This is a genomic window from Larkinella soli (genome assembly GCF_003703975.1).
In the GTDB taxonomy this organism is placed as follows: domain Bacteria; phylum Bacteroidota; class Bacteroidia; order Cytophagales; family Spirosomataceae; genus Larkinella; species Larkinella soli.
Map to the genome: position 1 here is coordinate 1 of NZ_QTJY01000027.1, position 14688 is coordinate 14688.

A 14688-nucleotide genomic window follows, 5' to 3' on the forward strand; every position below is an offset into this window, starting at 1 on the left:
AAGGGCCTGGCAGAAGTATGACGTCGACATGAAGTCGTACCCGGAGTTTAAGAAACTGAACCTGACGACCCTGCTGTTCACCGACCCCAAAGTACAGCAGTACTGGAACGATATTTTCGACCGCGTCTATGCCGGAGAGATCGATACCTGGGATTACCAGTGGTGCTACGCCGTCTGGACGAACTACGGTCTGTGCATCTGCCCGAACCGGAACCTGATCTCCAACATCGGCTTCGATGCGGAAGCCACCCATACGAAGGAGAGCACGGATGAGTTGGCCAACCAGCCGCTGCAGCCGCTGCCGACGGTCACTCACCCCCGTTTTCTGGTCGAATGCCGGCAGGCCACCGAGTATGCACTGAACCGGTTTTTCCGAAAAATTACGCTGATCGAGCAAAAGGTAGAGAATATCAAGAAGCGAACCGGGTTAAAAGGAATGGGGGCTGCTTTCAAAAGGCACCCGCTTTCCTGACAATCACCGGCATGAATATATTTTTCGACCACCAGATTTTCTCCCGACAAAATTACGGCGGTATTCCCCGGTACATCTGCGAGCTAATCAACGGGATCAATCAGCCTTCTTCCCCCCATCTGGCTTACCTTTCCGTTCTGTTTTCCAACAACGTTCACCTGCGGGAAGGCGGTTTTCCGGCGCTTCCCTTCTTCCCGAAACAGCCGTTTGCCCGCACCCAGCCGCACCTGTACCGGATCAACCGGCTTTTTACGCTGCTGGAACTGCGGGCCCGTTCCTACGATCTGTTCCATGCCACCTATTACGATCCTTATTTTCTCGGCCATATCGGCCGGAAACCCTATGTGGTGACGGTGCATGATCTGATCCACGAACGCCTGTCGGCCCGGTTTGAGGGGCTGAAAGCCGATCACAAAATCATTCCCTGGAAGAAGGAGATCCTTAGCCGGGCGGCCGGCATCATCGCCGTCTCGGAAAGCACCCGGCGCGACCTGGCGGAATGTTACGGCATACCGCCCGAGCGCGTGCGGGTGGTTCACCTCGGTTCCTCGCTGGGGGTATCGGAAACCGGGCCGGAGGTCGAACATCCGTACCTCCTGTTTGTCGGGAACCGGGGCGCCTACAAAAATTTTCTGCCCTGGCTGGAGGCCGTGGCTCCGCTGCTGCCGTCGTTCGGGATGCAGGTGGTCTGCGCGGGCGGGGGTGGTTTTACCCCGGAGGAGCAGGAAACGATCCGGCGGCTGCACCTGACCGACCGGGTCCGACAGCAGCCGATCGACGATGCCGGACTGGTCGGTCTGTACCGGGGGGCGGGGGCGCTGGTTTTCCCTTCCCTCTACGAAGGCTTCGGCATTCCGGTGCTGGAAGCGTTCGCCTGCGGCTGTCCGTGCCTGCTGAGCGACCGGAGTTCACTGCCCGAGGTGGCGGGGCCGGCAGCCGTCTATTTTAATCCGGACGATGCGGCCTCGATGAAAGCCGCCACCGAACGCATTTTGTCCGATGCCTCCCTCCGCCGGGACCTGGCCGAAACCGGGCGAAACCGCCTGCGTCAGTTTTCCTGGGAAAAGACCGTCCGGGAGACCGTTGCCTTGTATGAAAGTCTGGTTTAGCCGACTTCATTATCTTTGTGCATGCCGTTCGTATCGATCATCACCGTTTGTTTCAACAGCGAAGCCCATATCGAACAGACCATCCGGTCGGTTCTGAACCAGACGTTCGGCTCCATCGAATACATTCTGATCGACGGAAAATCGACCGACGGGACGCCGGCGCTCATCGAACGCTACGCCCGGGAGGCTCCGGACCGCATCCGGTACGTCTCCGAGCCGGATACCGGCATCTACAACGCCATGAACAAGGGCCTGCGGCTCGCGCAGGGCGAACTGATCGGCATCATCAACAGCGACGACTGGTATGAACCCGACGCGGTGGAAAAAGTCGTGGCGGCTTACCGGCAGCACGGCCCGGCGGTTTACCACGGCATCCAGCGGACCTACCGAAACGAGCAGGAGGTGGGCCTGATCCGGACGCATTCGAACGCGCTCGGCGAAAAAATGATCGAACACCCGACCTGTTTTCTGCCCTCGGCTTATTACCAAAAATACGGCGGGTTCGACGAGCGTTATAAGTATGTCGGTGATTATGAACTGATTCTGCGGCTGCGAAATCAGAACGTCCCGTTTATTCCGTTGCCTGAGATTCTGGCCAATTTCCGGGAGGGGGGCGCTTCCCACGACCAGCGGGCCGTCTGGGAAACCTACGATCTGTGGTACCGGTCAGGCATGCTGCCCCGGCCGCAGTATCTTTCCGTACTTTACCGGGATAAATTCAAATGGTACGCCAAACGCCTGTTCAGCCGCCGGTCTAACTGATTCAACCTCTTGAACGTACGCCATATCCTCTATCTCTCGCTGCTCGTCGGTCTGTTCGGCACCGTCACGAACCTGATCTTCATCAGCCCGCTGCCGTCGCTGCTCTGCGTGGGCTTTCTGCCGCTGGTGCTGTACCTGCTCGGCCGGAACCGGACGGTGGTCGTTCCGAAATACCTGCTGTGGCTGTACGCGTATTTCATCTATTCGCTGCTCGGTATTCTGATTTATCATCCGGCCTCGCTGGCGAACTTCGGGTTTTATCGGTACGACGGTAATTTCATCATCTCCTACGCTCCGCTCCTGCTGATCCCGTTCTTCACCTTCAATTATGACATGGACCGGCTGTTCCGGCGGTTTCTGATCTTTGCGACCGTCGTCAACGGCCTTGCGTTCGGGCTGAACCTCGTCATGACCCGGTTTACGGCCATCCTCGACTGGAGCAACCCGGAAACCTACTTTCACGGCTTCTTCAAAAGCACCAACGGGGCCGGCGGGTTCATCAGCATCATGCTGTCGCTCAACATCATCTATTACCTGAAAGACCGCCGGCGGTTCTGGCTCTATCTGATCGCGGTCAACGCCCTGTTTCTGGTATCGACCTCCTCGCGCGGCTCCATGCTCGGGCTGGTGGCCGGGTTCGCCTTCTACTATTTCGACCGGATCGGCAAAACCTACCTGATCAAACTGTCGCTGCTGGGCATCGTGCTGGTGCAGTGCGGCATTCTGTATTTTACCTACCCGATCTACAAAACCTACGTCCGGAATGTCGACCCGGGCGAGGGCGGGTCGGCCACCTACATTTCGCCCCTGTTCGGGCAGGTGACCACCAAATCGGCCAATCTGCTCATCCGGGTAGTCGAAACCTGGCCGCGGGCGGTGGATAACTTCATTCACTCCCCCCTGTTCGGAGCTGGTTTCGGGGCCGTCAATGACGTGCCGTTCCGGTATGCCGGCCTGCCGTATTTCGTGAGCATCAACGTCCAGCGCAACAAGGTCTTCAGCGACGCCCACGCTCACCACTCCTACCTGCACCTGCTGGGCGAGCAGGGCCTCGTGGGCCTATCCATCTTTTTGATGTTCTGGTATTCGGTGTACCGGTATCTGAAAAAAGGCCCCGACGAACCCGTCCGGAATTTCCTGCTCGTGTCGTTCTTCAACCTGTCGATCATGAGCTTTACGGAACACAGGATCACTTCTCCCTCCAACGCCCTGCCGTTCGTGGTCGCGTTTTGTTTGTATGTATTGAAGCGCAATTACCTGAACAAGCGGGCAAGGCGGCTGGAAACCACCGTTGCCTGAAGGCCGGAATACCCACCGGCCTGAATGACTTTTCTTTTCAATGACTCAACCCGTTATCGTCAATACACGTTTTCTCTCCCAGCCCGTCACCGGTATGCAGCGGGTGGCGATCGAGTTCTGCCGCCAGCTGAAAGCCCGGCTGCCGGACGTCCGGTTCGTGGCCCCGCACAACATCATGCACCCCGAACTTGCCGCCGAACTTGCCGTCGAAATCGTCGGCCGGCGGAAGGGAATCCTCTGGGAGCAGTTCGACTTTCTGCGGTATCTGCGTCGCCTGGGCAATCCGCCGGCGGTCAACCTCTGCAATACCGCCCCGCTCGGGTACCGCAAGCAGCTGGTCATGGTCCACGACCTTTCCTTCCGGCTGCACCCCGAATGGTTTTCGGCGAAACTTCGGGCGCTGTACGGATTCATGGTGCCAAGGGCAGCCCGGGCCGCAGCCAAACTCCTGACCGTCAGCCGGTATTCGGCGGAGACGCTCCGGGCGGAATACCGCCTTCCGGCCGATTCGGTGGAGGTCATCTATCCCGGTGTTTCCGACGCCTTCCGGACGGCCCCGGCCGTCGCCGGGCCGAACCCCTACGGGCGCTTCATTCTGGCGGTTTCCTCACTCGACCCCCGCAAAAATTTTCGGGGCCTGATCGCGGCTTTCCACGCGGCCCGGCTCCCGGAGGTGAAGCTGGTGATCGTCGGGGCGGCCCATTCGATTTTCCGGGACCCCCAGCTGAACGAACTGGTCCGGGAGAACCCGTCGCTCATTTTTACGGGCTATCTCAGTGATACGGAGTTAATCAACCTGTACCGGCACGCCCTGTTTTTTGCTTATCCCTCCTTCTTCGAGGGATTCGGCCTGCCGCCCCTCGAAGCCATGGCCTGCGGCTGTCCGACGCTGGTGTCCGACACGACGAGCCTGCCGGAAGTTTGCGGAGACGCCAGCCTGTATGTGAACCCGGCCGATACCGACAGCATCCGGGCCGGGCTGGAGAGACTTTACACGGACCCGGAACTGCGGAAGCGGCTGATCACAAAGGGCTTCGAGCGGGTCCGGCAGTTCGACTGGAACGAGGCCGGCCGACAACTGACGACCCTGGTCCGGGAGATGGCCGAAAGCTGACCGCCCGGCTTTTGAAAGGTAACTATGGGAATCCATCTGATTACGAAGGACCGGGACGCCGGCAGACACGTATCGCGGGAGATTGCGAAGGAATTCGAGGAGGCCATCATCGCTTCGGGGCAGGTGACCGTCGTCGATAACCCGTATGCGCTGGTCGCCAAAGTTACCCGCAACCTGGCCTTCAAAGCCGCTCCCCTGCTGAAAGGGCTTCGGGCATCCCCGGAAACGCTTCTCTTTTCGGTGCTGATGGGGGCGGATTTCGACAAGGTGTTTCCCTACTTTCTGTCCGGCGGACCCAAAAGCGTCTACCTGTTCGACGCCTGGCCCGACCACCATGCCTACATCGAAGCGTTTCTGCGGAAGACCGGGGTGCAGGACGTCTTTTTTTCCTCCCGGCAGGTCACCGAAATCTTCAACGCCCGTTCGCAGCCCTGCGCGGCCCACTGGGTGCCGGAAGGCGTCACGCCCTCCCGCTACCGGTTCACCGAATACCACCGGAAAGACATCGACATTCTCCAGTTCGGCCGACGGCTCGAAGCGCTTCATCAGGCTTATCTGCCGCTTGAAAACGAGGGCGTTACGTATCTCTACCAGCGCAGCCGCGAGCAGCTCGTCTTTCCCCGGAGCGAGGATTTCGTCGACGGGCTGGCCCGGACCCGCATCTCCGTCTGCGTTCCCTCCAGCCTCACGCACCCCGAGCGGTCGGGACCCATCAGCACCATGACGATCCGGTATCTTCAGTCGATGGCGTCAAAATGTCTGGTCGTCGGTATACTGCCGGATGAGATGCGGGAGTTATTTGATTATAATCCCCTTGTAGAGGCCGATCTGAGCGACCCGGCCGGGCAGATGAAACAGCTGCTCCAGAACGTCGATTCCTATATCCCGCTGATCGAGAAGAACTACCGGACGGTTTGCGCACACCATACCTGGGCCAACCGCTGGGAGCGCATTAATCAGGTCCTGAAAAAGAAGTATTCGCTTTAAGCCTTACTTTTACGCGTCTTTTACCCCCCGAAACATGAACAAAAGTTCAGTTGTCGTCAATGCCCGGTTTCTAACGCAGCCGATCACCGGCACCCAGCGGGTAGGCATCGAGCTTTGCACCCGGTTGAAACACCTGCTGCCCGACGTCGTTTTTCTTACTCCGCATAACATCCAGCATCCGAAAATAGCCGAAGAAATCGGCGCCACGTTTCACGGACGAACGAAAGGGTATCTCTGGGAACAACTGGAGATGCCGCAGTATCTGCGCTCGCAGGGAAGCCCGCTGCTGGTCAACCTGTGCAATACGGCTCCCATCGTCTACCGCAACAAGATCGTGACCGTGCTGGACCTGTCGTTTCACCTGCATCCGGAGTGGTTTTCAAAAAAGTTTTCCCTGCTTTATAACTTTACGATTCCCCGCATCGTCAAATCGGCGCATAAAGTACTGACGATCAGCGAAGCTTCCCTGAACGATCTGGCGACGCACTACCACGTTCCGCGCTCCGCACTCGACATCGTTTACCCGAGCATTTCGGATATTTTCCGGCACCCGCCCGCCACGAAGGGCGAGAATCCCTACGGAAAGTACATTCTGGCGGTGTCGTCGCTCGATCCCCGCAAGAACTTCAGGGGGCTGATCCAGGCGTTCCAGATGGCGAAATTTCAGGATACCAAGCTGGTCATCGTCGGAGCGGCCCACAAGGTGTTTGCCGACACGGGCCTGAAGGAAATGATCCAGAACGATCCGTCGATCATCTTCACCGGTTATATCAGCGACGAGCAACTGGTCAATCTGTACCAGCATGCCCTCTTTTTCGCCTATCCTTCGTTTTTCGAAGGGTTCGGTATTCCACCGCTCGAAGCCATGTCGTGCGGGTGCGCCACGCTGGTGTCCGATACGACCAGTCTGCCCGAAGTCTGCGGGGATGCGAGCGTCTATGTGGACCCGTACGACGTCGCCGGCATCCGCGACGGCCTGATAAAGCTCTATGCCGACGAGGCCCTGCGGAAGACGCTGATCGAAAAAGGCCGCGGGCGGGTCGAGCGGTTCAGCTGGCAGCAGTCGGCCGAAAAACTGGCCGGCATCATCACCCGCCTTAACCCGTAATCGTTCCGGTAGGAACCCACAGACTGCATGCCTGACAACAAGATTGCCGTCGTTCACGAGTGGCTGGTGACGTTTGCCGGTTCGGAGCGGGTGGTGGAGCAAATCCTGAACGTCTATCCCGACAGCGACCTCTATACCCTGGTCGACTTTCTTCCGGAACAGCAGCGGCCGCTGGTTCGCAGCAAGCGCGCCCGCACCAGCTTCATCCAGCGTCTGCCCTGGGCGAAGAGCAAATACCGCACCTACCTTCCCCTGATGCCGCTGGCCGTCGAACAGTTCGACCTCAGCGGCTATGAGCTGGTTCTGTCGAGCAGCCACGCCGTGGCGAAGGGCGTGCTGACCGGCCCCAATCAGCTTCACATCTGCTACTGCCACTCGCCGATGCGCTATGCCTGGGATCTGTACCACCAGTACCTGACGGAAGGCGGCCTGCGGTCGGGGGTCAGCGGTCTGCTGGCACGGTTGATTCTGCACTACATCCGGCTCTGGGACTACCAGTCGGCGCAGCGGGTGGATCATTTCGTAGCCAACTCACGCTATATCGCCCGGCGCATCAAAAAAGTATACGGCCGCGAGGCCCACGTCATCTACCCGCCGGTCAATACGGCGCAGTTCGCCCCCGGAGCCCGCAGGGAGGAGTATTATCTGACGGCCTCGCGGATGGTGCCCTACAAAAAAATTAACCTCATCGTGGAAGCGTTTGCCGCCATGCCCGACAAGCGGCTGGTCGTTGTCGGCGACGGGCCGGACTTTGAAAAAATCAAACGGCTGGCGACGCGCAACGTCGAGCTGGTAGGCTATCAGCCGGAAGATAGTTTGTCGCGTTATATGCGGGAAGCAAAAGCGTTTATATTTGCGGCCGAGGAAGACTTCGGGATTACGCCCGTCGAGGCCCAGGCCTGCGGAACGCCGGTGCTGGCTTTCGGGCGGGGCGGAGTGCTGGAGTCGGTCGTCGACGGGAAAACCGGCCTGTTTTTTGACCGCCAGGAAGCCGTTTCGCTAACGGAATGCGTGAAGCGATTCGAGCGGACGGCCGACCGGTTCGACCCGGTTTCCATCAGCCGTCATGCGCAGAAGTTCAGCAACGAGAACTTCCGGCTCGAATTTGAACGTTTCATAAAGGCGCGGCTTCAGGAATGGCGGGCAGAACGGTAAGCGGTTTATAACTATCTGACCAATAAATAGAATTCAGAAAAGACCTCTTCCCGGTCTTGTCCCTCAAGATAACTAAAGCGTCGCTTTTTGATAAATTTTAATGCAATAACATACAATTTGAGAGAACTTAGAGTTATTGACTTAGCAGACCCCTGTTATAATAAGTACCTTTCATCGGTAAGGATTTAAAGGATGAACGGATTTTGTGTAGTGTGTTCACGAGGAGAACGAGGCATCGCTTGAATACTGTCCGAACAGTTTGCTTATGAAACACCGGTTTTCTTTCTTACTTAGACCGTTTAGCGCAACGATGGATATTCTGTCCCTGAATATCTGTTTTACGCTGGCCTATCGATTGAAATTCGGTTCTACCGAGGCCCTTTTCGATATTCCGTACGTTACGCTCTTCTGGTTTTTCAATGCGGCCTGGTTGCTGATATTGCTGGTCACCCGGCCTTATAATTTTTCCCGTCTGACGTTTACGATCCAGAACCTGCTGATGGGCATGGCGAAGCTTCTGGGGCTTCATATTGCTCTCGTGTCGGTTTTCTGGGTGTTTACGCGGGGTGGTTTTTATTATTCCCGGGAGCATCTGCTGCTGGCCTACGTCCTGTTCATGTGCAGCGGGGCGCTCTGGCGAACGGTCATTCTGATTCTGCTGAAGGTATACCGGGCCATGGGGTACAATACCCGCCGGTTCGTGGTGGTGGGCTACGGTCCGCTTTCCCGGAGCATCCAGACGTTCTACCAGATGTATCCGGAAATCGGCTTCAAATTTTACGGCTATTTCGACCGGCTGTCGCCGGAAAACGAATCGGCGCTGCGGGGCGATTACAGCCAGCTCCGGGAGTTTATCATCCGGAACGAAATCGACTGCGTCTATTGCTGCCTGCCCTACATCCAGACGGATCAGCTCCGGCAGATTATGGATATGTCGGAAGAAACCGGCTATCAGGTGAAACTGATCGTCGACTTCAAGGGCTTCCTGACGAAAGGAATATCGGTGGAATACCACGACATTCAGCCGGTCATCAGCATTTCGACGCATTATCTGGACGACCTCCGGGTAAACGTCTTCAAGCGGGCCTTCGATATTGCCTTCTCGGCCACCGTCCTGGCGGCCGGCGCTCCGGTTTTTCTGCTGGTCGCGGCCATTACCCGCCTGACCTCGCACGGGCCCGCCCTGTATTCGCAGGAACGGATCGGGAAGTGGGGCAAGCCGTTCCGGATCTACAAGTTCCGGAGTATGTACATCGACGCGGAAAACGGCGGCCCGGCCCTTTCGACGGGTGAAACCGACCCCCGCATCACGCCCTGGGGCCGTTTCATGCGGAAGACCCGGCTCGACGAACTGCCCCAGTTCTACAACGTGCTGAAAGGGGAAATGTCGGTGGTGGGCCCGCGCCCGGAACGCCAGTATTTCATCAATCAGATTCTGGAGAAATCGCCCGAATACAAATACCTGCTCATGGTCAAGCCCGGCATCACCTCGATCGGCCAGATCAAATACGGCTATGCCGAAAACGTCGAGGAGATGGTGCAGCGGCTTTGGTACGACCTTGAATACCTGCGAAACGTTTCCTTCTCGACGGATGTGTGGCTGATCGTTCAGACGCTCCGGGTCATGGTTCAGGGCCGGGGAAAATAAGTGTGCCTCTGCCTTTAGTTGCTTCCTGCAGCTCTTTCCACTTCATCTATGAAACTAAAAGCCGGATTGGTATTTCTCATATCCGTCTGCTCATCATGTGCGGTTTTTGCCCAGCAGACGTATCCTCCTAAAACCAGTCAGGTGCAGGTGCAGGTAGGAACGTATTTATCTACCAGTAATTATATGCCTTTCTGGTTCCGGGCCAACCAGTTCGGAACCGTTCCGCTCAAAACGCCGGTGGCTACCGTCCGGGTCGGCGCCTGGTCCGACTACGCCCGGCCCCTGCGCGACAGCGGGCAGAGCCGCCCGAAAAAAGTAGATTGGGGGTATGGCGTGGAAGCCGTCGTCAATGCCGGAAACGTCAATCAGGTCATCTTCCCGGAAGCGTACGTCAAAGGCCGGTTTCACTTCATCGAACTCTATGCCGGCCGCCGGAGAACCGTTCAGGGGCTGGTCGATACGACGCTGACGTCCGGCTCCTATGCATGGTCCGGGAACGCCGTCCCGATTCCGGTGGTTCAGCTGGGAACGCCCGGTTTCGTGTCCATTCCGTTTACGAACGACCTGGTGGCCGTCAATGCGTTTTACAACCACGGCTGGTTCGGCAACGACCGCATCGTCAAAGGCTCCTATCTGCACCAGAAAGCCCTGTACGGGCGTCTGGGCCGACCGCAGGGCCGCCTGAAACTGTACGCCGGGATTAATCACCAGGTGCAGTGGGCCGGCTATTCGAACGCCATTGCGGGCGATCTGACCCAGAACGGGCGGCTGCCTTCCAGCCTGAAAAGCTACTGGTTTATGGTGACGGCCCGCCGGAATCCGACCCGGTATGACAGTACGCTCGCCAGCTTTGAGGAAAACCGGGTCGGCAACCACCTCGGCTCCTTCGATCTGGCTCTGGAAGCCAAACTGGGCTCGTTCAACCTCCTGATGTACCGCCAGAGCGTGTACGACGACGGTTCCCTGTTCTACCTGACCAACATCCGCGACGGCCTGCAGGGCCTCCGGCTGCGCAACGAACGGAGCGAAAAAGCGTTCTTCGCCATCGACGAAGCCCTGTTCGAGTTTCTGTATACCAAGAGCCAGGGCGGATCGGATTTCGTCATCAGCAACGCGGCCAAACGCGGCCTCGACAATTATTTCAATCATTCGCAATACATCGACGGCTGGGTGTACGAGAGCCGGACCATCGGCACCCCCTTTCTGACCCCGGGTACGGAAGTGCGCCGGCGTTTACCGAAGGGAGCGATCGCCAACAACCGCGTCAGGCTCTTTCACTTCGCCCTTTCCGGCTCGCTCGGCAAGATCAACTGGCTGGGAAAACTGTCGTACAGTGACAATGACGGCACCTACGACAATCCTTTTCCTGCCAACACGTACCAGCTTTCGACCTATTTCGGCCTGACGGCCCCCGTACGGCTTTCCCCCCTCGGCGACTTCCAGCTCAATGCCGCCTTTGCCTCTGACTACGGACGGCTTTTCTACCACAGCGCGGGCGTCTTTCTGGGTTTGAAAAAAACGATCGCTTCGCAGCCCCATTAAACGATTTAACTGGAAACAAAAAAGCCTCTGCCGGTAAGACAGAGGCTTTTTTATGACCGAAAAACAGGTCAGAAATGCCGGTCGCCGGGTTCCCGTTTGCCGAGCATTACCGCCCCGACCATCGCCACCAGAAACAGCACCGAGGCCAGTTCGAACGGCAGCAGATAATCTTTGTACAAAACCATCCCCAGGCTCTCGACCAGACCGACCCGCGTGTTGTAGGTCGCCGGATCGTAGGGGGCGACCGAAGCCGCCCGGAAAACCGCCACCATCACCACCAGCAGCACCCCGCCGACGACGACCGCAGCCATTTTGGTCAGGGTGGTTTTGGACTCTTCGTCTTCCTTCTGCAGGTTCAGGAACATGATGGTGAAGAGGAAGAGGACCATGATGGCCCCGGCATACACGATGATGTTGACCGCAGCCAGAAACTGGGCGTTCATCAGCACGTAATGCCCCGTCAGGCAGAAGAACGTCAGAATCAGAGCCAGAACGCTGTGTACCGGGTTGCGGGCCGTAACGACGAACGAGGCACTCAGCAGCGTGATGGCGGTTAAAACGTAAAAGATGATCTCAGTAGCCTTCATGGTTCAGTAAATTAGCCGGTAACCAGGGTGCTGACCACCGGTTACCGGCCTGAAAATTTGATTACGTTGCAGAACGCGACAGCGTAGGCTCCGTCGGGGTAGCCCTGACCTCGGAGCCGGTCCGGACATAGCGGTCGTCGAGTTGCTCGACCAGCCGGTCCTTGCCGTAGATCACCTGATCGCGCTCGGTAAAGACGGGTACGAAACGGTCGTGGCGAAGGTAAACCGCCTGTTTCGGGCAGGCTTCCTCGCACAGGCCGCAGAAGATGCACCGCAGCATGTTGATCTCATAAACGGCCGCATACTTCTCTTCCCGGTACAGGTTTTCTTCACCCTTCTTCCGCTCGGCGGCCACCATCGAGATGGCTTCGGCCGGGCAGGCCAGCGAACAGAGTCCGCAGGCCGTACAGCGCTCACGACCTTCCTCATCCCGCTTCAGGACGTGGTGGCCCCGAAAGATCGGACCCAGATACCGCTTCACTTCCGGATACTGGATGGTCGGCTTTTTCTGGAAAAAGTGCTTTATCGTAATAGCCAGCCCCTGTGCGATGGCGGGAAGGTACATCTTCTCCGCCAGCGTCATTTCCTTGTTGCTGACCTGTTTGGATCGGTTTGTCAATTGCATATCGTCAGGGCGTTATCAGGATCGCTGGGGTTGAACGACACGTTTGGGCGCCCGGGCCGACGACATCACCGCCAGGACCACCATTACGATGACGATCAGCCAGCTGGCATATTCAATGTCATACAGCAACCCGAAACCCGTCACGACCACGTTCAGGATCGACAGCGGGATCAGGCTCTTCCAGCCCAGGTTCATCAGCTGATCGTACCGGAAGCGCGGAAGCGTCCAGCGAACCCACATAAAGAAAAAGATAAAAAAGAAAATCTTGGCGAACAGCACCAGCATACCGATGAGCGTGGCCAGGTTATGGCCGGTCACCTCGCCGAGCGAGCCCGTCAGCGCGTTGTGTACCGTGTTCATGAAGGGGTAATGATACCCGCCGAAATACAGCGTCGAAATCACCGCCGACGACACGAACATGTTGATGTATTCCGCAAACAGGTAAAAGCCCAGCTTCATGGAGCTGTACTCCGTATGATACCCGCCGACCAGTTCGGTTTCGCACTCAGGCAGATCGAACGGGGTCCGGTTACACTCGGCGAACGCGCAGGTCAGGAAGATGATGAAGCCAAGGGGCTGCGTGAACACGTTCCAGGTCAGGAAGCTTTCCTGCCCGGCGACGATGCTCCGCAGCGACAGCGAGCCCGTCATCATCAGAATCGCGATGATCGCAAGACCCATCGCAATCTCATAGCTGATGTTCTGGGAGGCCGCCCGGATGGCGCCCAGCAGCGAGAACTTGTTATTGGAAGCCCAGCCGCCGACCATGATCCCGTAAACACCCAGCGAAACGACGCCGAACACGTACAGAATCCCGATGTTGATCTCGACGCCCTGCACCGGAATGGTCAGCCCTTCGTACCGGATGCTGTCGCCGAACGGAATCACGGCGCTCGACATCAGGGCCGTCAGGATGGCCAGACACGGCCCGATGATGAACAGCCATTTGTTGGCCTGTGAAGGAATGAAATCCTCCTTGAAAAACATTTTACCGGCGTCGGCCAGCGGTTGCAGCAACCCGAACGGCCCCGCCCGGTTCGGACCCAGACGGTCCTGCATGAAACCGGCCACCTTGCGCTCGGCCCAGGTCGAATACATGGCGATCACCAGCGTTACCCCGAAGATGACGAGGATGATGATCGACTTGATGATAAGTTCTGTCAGATTCATTGTCGTTGATTTCAGGGTTCCGGATCGTTGGCGTGGGGCAGCTGCGCGAAGCGCTCCGGCGGCAGCTGCTGAATGCCCAGCTGAGACGTATCGCGTTCATCGTCGACGTCCGTGTAGCTCGATGCGGCCAGCTTGCGCTGGAAATCCGGTTTGATGGTATCCCTCCGGTATTTATTGACCGAAATGACCGAACTGCGCGAAATTTTGGTCGGCCCTTCGATCACCCAGTCGCTGGTTTTCTTCTTCTCGAAACGGCAGGTATTGCAGATGAACTCCGTCACCTCGTTCCATTCGTTCTTACGGGCCGTCACCCGGATCACGTCATCCCCGCGGTACCAGAGCGTCACGTTGCCCGAGCAGGTCGGACAGTCGCGGTGGGCATCCACGGGTTTCGTGAACCACACCCGGTTTTTGAACCGGTAGGTTTTGTCGGTTAGAGCGCCGACCGGACAAACGTCGATGACGTTCCCCGAAAATTCGTTGTCGACGGCTTTCTCAATATAGGTGCTGATCTCGGCGGCATCGCCCCGACCCAGCACGCCGTGAACCCGTTTCTGTGTGATCTGATCGGCGGTATAGACGCACCGATAGCACAGAATGCAGCGGGTCATGTGCAGCTGGATGTACGGCCCGATGTCCTGCTTGTCGAACGTCCGGCGGTCTTCCTCGTAGCGGGTCGTCGCCATGCCGTGTTTGAAGGCAAAGTTCTGCAGGTCGCACTCGCCGGCCTGGTCGCAGACCGGGCAATCGAGCGGGTGGTTGATCAGCAGAAATTCGACGATGCCCTTGCGGGTGTCGAGCACCTGCTGGCTGGTCGTGTTCTCGACCACCATGCCGTCCTGAACCGGCGTAATGCAGGACGCTACCAGTTTGGGCATCGGACGGGGGTCTTTCGCCGACCCGGCCGCCACCCGCACCAGGCAGGCCCGGCACTTGCCGCCACTGCCTTTCAGCGGCTGGTAGTAACACATGGCCGGTGGGGCCACGTCGCCACCGATTTTCCGGGCGGCCTGCAAAATGGTCGTACCCGGTTCCACCTCGACCTCGATGTTGTCGATGGTGACTTTAAATAATTGGGGTTTGTTATCTTCCATGAAAGTAGGTCCCGTT

Annotated in this window: 13 protein-coding genes and 1 pseudogene; 10 read left to right on the forward strand and 4 right to left on the reverse strand. The window is 57.8% G+C overall.

Annotated features, from left to right (window positions below; translation table 11 throughout):
- The 10 genes and pseudogenes from DX909_RS29685 to DX909_RS27350 all read left to right on the forward strand — a co-directional run.
- Positions 1–472: pseudogene (locus DX909_RS29685) on the forward strand (hypothetical protein); the annotation flags it as partial.
- Between the two features lie 11 nt (positions 473–483).
- Positions 484–1581 carry a glycosyltransferase family 4 protein gene (locus DX909_RS27310; protein WP_164851429.1) on the forward strand — a complete coding sequence of 366 codons (1098 nt, stop codon included), beginning with the start codon at positions 484–486 and terminating at the stop codon, positions 1579–1581.
- Positions 1582–1602: 21 nt separating this feature from the next.
- Entirely contained in the window at positions 1603–2343 is a 741-nt protein-coding gene (locus DX909_RS27315) for a glycosyltransferase family 2 protein (RefSeq protein WP_128548433.1), read from the forward strand.
- A gap of 9 nt (positions 2344–2352) precedes the next feature.
- A complete protein-coding gene (locus DX909_RS27320) occupies positions 2353–3642 on the forward strand; it encodes an O-antigen ligase family protein (protein ID WP_128548434.1) in 1290 nt (429 codons plus the stop codon).
- A gap of 40 nt (positions 3643–3682) precedes the next feature.
- Entirely contained in the window at positions 3683–4756 is a 1074-nt protein-coding gene (locus tag DX909_RS27325; RefSeq protein ID WP_128548435.1) for a glycosyltransferase family 4 protein, read from the forward strand.
- A 24-nt stretch (positions 4757–4780) separates the two neighbouring features.
- Entirely contained in the window at positions 4781–5743 is a 963-nt protein-coding gene (locus tag DX909_RS27330; protein ID WP_128548436.1) for a glycosyltransferase, read from the forward strand.
- 34 nt (positions 5744–5777) lie between these two features.
- On the forward strand, positions 5778–6851 hold the full coding sequence (locus DX909_RS27335; protein ID WP_128548437.1) for a glycosyltransferase family 4 protein: 1074 nt from the start codon (positions 5778–5780) through the stop codon (positions 6849–6851).
- Between the two features lie 27 nt (positions 6852–6878).
- Positions 6879–8006, forward strand: a complete 1128-nt coding sequence (locus tag DX909_RS27340) for a glycosyltransferase family 4 protein (protein ID WP_128548438.1) — start codon at positions 6879–6881, stop codon at positions 8004–8006.
- Between the two features lie 310 nt (positions 8007–8316).
- On the forward strand, positions 8317–9654 hold the full coding sequence (locus DX909_RS27345; protein ID WP_229311223.1) for an exopolysaccharide biosynthesis polyprenyl glycosylphosphotransferase: 1338 nt from the start codon (positions 8317–8319) through the stop codon (positions 9652–9654).
- Positions 9655–9702: 48 nt separating this feature from the next.
- Positions 9703–11196, forward strand: coding sequence for a capsule assembly Wzi family protein (locus tag DX909_RS27350; protein ID WP_128548440.1), 1494 nt, complete (start codon positions 9703–9705; stop codon positions 11194–11196).
- Between the two features lie 68 nt (positions 11197–11264).
- On the opposite strand, the gene DX909_RS27355 is transcribed toward DX909_RS27350, so the two are convergent.
- The 4 genes from DX909_RS27355 to DX909_RS27370 all read right to left on the reverse strand — a co-directional run bounded on the left by DX909_RS27355 (position 11265) and on the right by DX909_RS27370 (position 14672).
- The gene (locus tag DX909_RS27355; protein WP_128548441.1) at positions 11265–11783 is read right to left on the reverse strand and encodes an NADH-quinone oxidoreductase subunit J family protein; all 519 of its coding nucleotides are present in this window, start codon (positions 11781–11783) and stop codon (positions 11265–11267) included.
- Between the two features lie 61 nt (positions 11784–11844).
- Positions 11845–12408: a NuoI/complex I 23 kDa subunit family protein gene (locus DX909_RS27360; RefSeq protein WP_128548442.1), complete on the reverse strand. Its 564-nt coding sequence runs from the start codon at positions 12406–12408 to the stop codon at positions 11845–11847.
- Positions 12409–12423: 15 nt separating this feature from the next.
- Positions 12424–13578 carry an NADH-quinone oxidoreductase subunit NuoH gene (gene nuoH, locus DX909_RS27365; RefSeq protein ID WP_128548443.1) on the reverse strand — a complete coding sequence of 385 codons (1155 nt, stop codon included), beginning with the start codon at positions 13576–13578 and terminating at the stop codon, positions 12424–12426.
- A gap of 11 nt (positions 13579–13589) precedes the next feature.
- Positions 13590–14672, reverse strand: coding sequence for an NADH-quinone oxidoreductase subunit G (locus tag DX909_RS27370; protein WP_128548444.1), 1083 nt, complete (start codon positions 14670–14672; stop codon positions 13590–13592).
- Positions 14673–14688 lie beyond the last annotated feature (16 nt).

Excerpts from the sequence above, each read along its gene's own strand:
- DX909_RS27310 (WP_164851429.1), top strand. The coding sequence starts at position 484 with ATGAATATATTTTTCGACCACCAGATTTTCTCCCGACAAAATTACGGC.
- DX909_RS27315 (WP_128548433.1), top strand. The coding sequence starts at position 1,603 with ATGCCGTTCGTATCGATCATCACCGTTTGTTTCAACAGCGAAGCCCAT.
- DX909_RS27325 (WP_128548435.1), top strand. The coding sequence starts at position 3,683 with ATGACTCAACCCGTTATCGTCAATACACGTTTTCTCTCCCAGCCCGTC.
- DX909_RS27330 (WP_128548436.1), top strand. The coding sequence starts at position 4,781 with ATGGGAATCCATCTGATTACGAAGGACCGGGACGCCGGCAGACACGTA.
- DX909_RS27335 (WP_128548437.1), top strand. The coding sequence starts at position 5,778 with ATGAACAAAAGTTCAGTTGTCGTCAATGCCCGGTTTCTAACGCAGCCG.
- DX909_RS27340 (WP_128548438.1), top strand. The coding sequence starts at position 6,879 with ATGCCTGACAACAAGATTGCCGTCGTTCACGAGTGGCTGGTGACGTTT.
- DX909_RS27345 (WP_229311223.1), top strand. The coding sequence starts at position 8,317 with ATGGATATTCTGTCCCTGAATATCTGTTTTACGCTGGCCTATCGATTG.
- DX909_RS27350 (WP_128548440.1), top strand. The coding sequence starts at position 9,703 with ATGAAACTAAAAGCCGGATTGGTATTTCTCATATCCGTCTGCTCATCA.
- DX909_RS27355 (WP_128548441.1), bottom strand. The coding sequence starts at position 11,783 with ATGAAGGCTACTGAGATCATCTTTTACGTTTTAACCGCCATCACGCTG.
- DX909_RS27360 (WP_128548442.1), bottom strand. The coding sequence starts at position 12,408 with ATGCAATTGACAAACCGATCCAAACAGGTCAGCAACAAGGAAATGACG.
- nuoH (WP_128548443.1), bottom strand. The coding sequence starts at position 13,578 with ATGAATCTGACAGAACTTATCATCAAGTCGATCATCATCCTCGTCATC.
- DX909_RS27370 (WP_128548444.1), bottom strand. The coding sequence starts at position 14,672 with ATGGAAGATAACAAACCCCAATTATTTAAAGTCACCATCGACAACATC.